This window comes from Rathayibacter sp. AY1C4 (assembly GCF_002932195.1).
Classification (GTDB): domain Bacteria; phylum Actinomycetota; class Actinomycetes; order Actinomycetales; family Microbacteriaceae; genus Rathayibacter.
In genome coordinates, this window is the sequence record NZ_PSWE01000059.1 from 1 (window position 1) to 3600 (window position 3600).

Below are 3600 nucleotides of genomic sequence, written 5' to 3' on the forward strand. Positions count from 1 at the left end.
CGCGCCGCGACGTCCCGCGTGCTGGTCCTCGAGCCCTCGGCGCAGGCGCGGCTCTCCCAGGTGGTCCCGGACGGACGCGACCTGGTGCTCGTCGCCGGGCGGGCGGGCGGCCTGGCCGCGGCGCTCGGCGCGGTTCGCGAACTCCCGGGCCTGCTCGCGCTCGAAGTGCTGCGCCTGCTTCTGCTGGTCGTACTCGGTGTACGCGTCCACGATGCGGCCGACCAGGCTGTGGCGCACCACGTCCTCGCTGGTCAGGCGCGAGAAGTGGATGTCGTCGATGCCGTCGAGCACGCGCGTCACGAGGCGGAGTCCGCTCGCGCCGGTCGGCAGGTCGACCTGGGTGATGTCGCCGGTGACGACCATCTTGGAGCCGAAGCCGAGGCGGGTGAGGAACATCTTCATCTGCTCGGGCGTCGTGTTCTGCGCCTCGTCGAGCACGACGAACGAGTTGTTGAGCGTGCGCCCGCGCATGTAGGCGAGCGGTGCGACCTCGATCGTGCCGGCCGCGAGCAGCTTCGGGACGATCTCGGGGTCCATCATCTCGTTCAGCGCGTCGTAGAGCGGGCGCAGGTACGGGTCGATCTTGTCGGTGAGCGAGCCTGGCAGGTAGCCCAGCCGCTCCCCCGCCTCGACCGCCGGGCGGGTCAGGATGATCCGCTCGACCTCCTTGCGCTGCAGCGACTGCACGGCCTTCGCCATCGCCAGGTAGGTCTTGCCGGTTCCGGCCGGGCCGATGCCGAAGACGATGGTGTTCTGATCGACCGCGTCGACGTACTCGCGCTGCCCGAGCGTCTTGGGCCTCACGCTCCGTCCGCGTGCCGTGAGGATGGCCTGGCCGAACGCCTCGGCCGGGCTCACCGGCCCGCCGTTCTGCAGGATGCGGGCGGACTCGCGCACGCCCTCCGGGTCGAGATCGTGCCCGCTCGCGGTCATGCGCACCAGTTCTTCCACCAGGCGCGTCGCAGCGGCGACGGGCTCGCGCTCGCCGTCGAGCGTCACCTCGTTGCCGCGCACGTGCACCCGGACATCGGGGAATCGTCCTTCGACCGCCCGGATGAGGCGGTCCTGGGGTCCGAGGAGGCGCACCATCGCGACTCCGTCGACGGCGACGACGCGCCGCGTCGTCTCGGACGCGTCCGCGCCGGGGGCGGGACGCTCGTCGGGGCTCGCGCCCGTGTTCTCAACCGGTGGCAAGGGAGCCTTCCGTCTGGTGGCCGCCCAGGACGTGGGCGTGCACGTGGAACACGGTCTGGCCCGCCTCTTCGCCGGAGTTGAAGACGAGGCGGAACTGACCGTTGCTGTGGGCGTCGGCGAGCGACTGGGCGACCTGCACCATCTCGGCGAGCAGGGCGGGATCGGCGGCGGCGAGGGCGGCGACCGTGGCGTGCTCCTGGGTCTTCGGGAAGACGAGGAGGTGGACGGGCGCCTTCGGCTCGATGTCGGTGATCGCGAGGATGCGCTCGTTCTCGAACACCACATCGGCCGGGATCTCGCCCTGGACGATGCGCGTGAAGACGGTGGGTTCGCTCATAGAACCATCTTAAACGGGGCCCGTGCGCGACGGGCGCCGCGTTCGCCCACGGCACTCTGCTCCGGAGCCCCGAGTCGGCTGTGGAGGAGCGTCACCAGCGGCCCAGGCGGGCCGAGAGGACGGCGATGGCAGCGGGACCTGCGGTCGAGGTGCGCAGGACGGAGTCGCCGAGCGCGACGGCCTCGGCGCCCGCCTCCGCGAGCAGCCGCAGCTCCTCCGGAGCGATGCCGCCCTCGGGCCCGACGACGAGCACCAGGTCGCGTCCGTCCGGGACCACCTGGGAGAGCCGCGCCTGCGCCGAGGGCTCGAGGACCAGCACGCGGGACGTCGCGGCGCGCGCGACGAGACCGCGCACCTGCTCGAGCAGCGCGACCTCGGGCACCCGGGGGCGCAGCGACTGCTTGCTCGCCTCGCGCACGATGGCGCGCCAGCGCTCGCGCCCCTTCTCCTCCTTCGGGCCCGACCACCGCGAGATCGACCGCGCGGCCTGCCACGGGACGACCTCGTCCACCCCGAGCTCGGTCGCCGCCTGCACGGCGAGCTCGTCGCGGTCGCCCTTCGCGAGGGCCTGGACGAGGACAAGGCGCGGGGACGGAACCGGGGACTCCTGCACCGACTCCACGACGAGCACCACTCGCGCCGGCTCCGCGCTCTCGACGACCGCGGTCGCGACGAGTCCGCGCCCGTCGCCGACCCGGACGCTCTCGCCCGCGCGGATCCGGCTGACGGTCGAGGCGTGCCGTGCCTCCGCGCCGGTGAGCGCGAGCCGGCCCCCGACGACGAAGCCCTCAGAGTTCAGCGACTCGTCGATGTAGTGGTGCGCCACGGGCTCAGCCCAGGAAGCGGTCGCGGAGCTTCGAGAAGAGGCCCTGCTGGAAGTGGGTCAGCGCGGGCTTCTGCGGCTTGTAGTGCTTCGCGAGCTCCTGGACCAGCTCCCGCTCGCGGTGGCCCAGCTTCGTCGGGGTGACGACCTGGATGCCGATGCGGAGGTCGCCGCGTCCGCTGCCCCGCAGGCGCGTGACTCCGCGTCCCTTGATCGTGACGATCTCGGTGCTCTGCGTGCCCGGCTTGATCTCGATCTCGATGTCGCCGTCGAGCGCCTTGAGCGACGCCGTGGAGCCGAGGATCGCGTCCGTCATCTGCACCTCGAGGGTGCAGAGCAGGTCGTCGCCGTTGCGGCTGAAGACGTCGTGGTGCTTGACCTTGATCTCGAGGTACAGGTCGCCGTTGGGGCCGCCGGCCGGGCCGACCTCGCCGCTGCCGGGCATCTGCAGGCGCAGGCCCGTGTCGACTCCCGCGGGGACGTCGACGGGGATGGTGCGGCGGGCGCGGACGCGTCCCTGGCCCTGGCAGGTGGAGCAGGGGGTCGCGATGACGGTGCCGTAGCCGCGGCAGGTGCCGCAGGGGCTCGCCGTCATCACGTTGCCCAGGAGCGAGCGGACCGTGCGCTGGATCTGGCCGGAGCCGTGGCAGATGTCGCAGGTCACCGGCGAGGTGCCGGGCTGGCAGCACGAGCCCTGGCACGTCTCGCAGAGCACCGCCGTGTCGACCTCGAGGTCGCGGTGGGTGCCGAAGATGACCTCGTCGAGCGAGACCTCCACGCGCAGCAGGGCGTCCTGGCCGCGCTCGCGGCGGGAGCGCGGCCCGCGGGACGAGCCCTGCGCGCCCTGCCCGAAGAAGGTCTCGAAGATGTCGCCGAACCCGCCGAAGCCCTGGGCGCCGCCGCCGAAGCCCTCCTGGGGCCCGCGGTCGTACTGCGCCCGCTGCTGGGCGTCGCTCAGGACGTCGTAGGCGTGCGTGACGAGCTTGAAGCGCTCGGAGGCGTCCGCGCTCGGGTTGACGTCGGGGTGCAGCTCGCGGGCGAGTCGGCGGTATGCCTTCTTGATCTCGTCGGCGGAGGCGTCGCGGTCGACGCCCAGCACTTCGTAGTGATCGGCCACAGGTGGCTTCGTCCTTCGTTCGTGGGTCGGTGGGCCGGGCACGGCGCACCGGGGGGATCCGGCGGCCCCCAGGCGGGCTTGGGCGGCGGCGCCCAGGGCTTCGGCGGGCTCGCCGACATCCCCAAGACC

Annotated in this window: 4 protein-coding genes; all 4 read right to left on the reverse strand. The window is 72.6% G+C overall.

Translation table 11 applies throughout. From position 1 onward, the window contains the following. Positions 1–1089 (reverse strand): PhoH family protein (locus tag C5C99_RS16535; RefSeq protein WP_104340434.1); only part of this gene is annotated, 1089 nt, incomplete at its 3' end. Positions 1090–1180: 91 nt separating this feature from the next. Continuing rightward, a complete protein-coding gene (locus C5C99_RS16540; RefSeq protein ID WP_104225201.1) occupies positions 1181–1531 on the reverse strand; it encodes an HIT domain-containing protein in 351 nt (116 codons plus the stop codon). 91 nt (positions 1532–1622) lie between these two features. Continuing rightward, positions 1623–2357, reverse strand: a complete 735-nt coding sequence (locus C5C99_RS16545) for a 16S rRNA (uracil(1498)-N(3))-methyltransferase (RefSeq protein ID WP_104227484.1) — start codon at positions 2355–2357, stop codon at positions 1623–1625. A 4-nt stretch (positions 2358–2361) separates the two neighbouring features. Then, positions 2362–3471 carry a molecular chaperone DnaJ gene (gene dnaJ / locus C5C99_RS16550; protein WP_104251191.1) on the reverse strand — a complete coding sequence of 370 codons (1110 nt, stop codon included), beginning with the start codon at positions 3469–3471 and terminating at the stop codon, positions 2362–2364. Between the last annotated feature and the right edge of the window lie 129 nt (positions 3472–3600).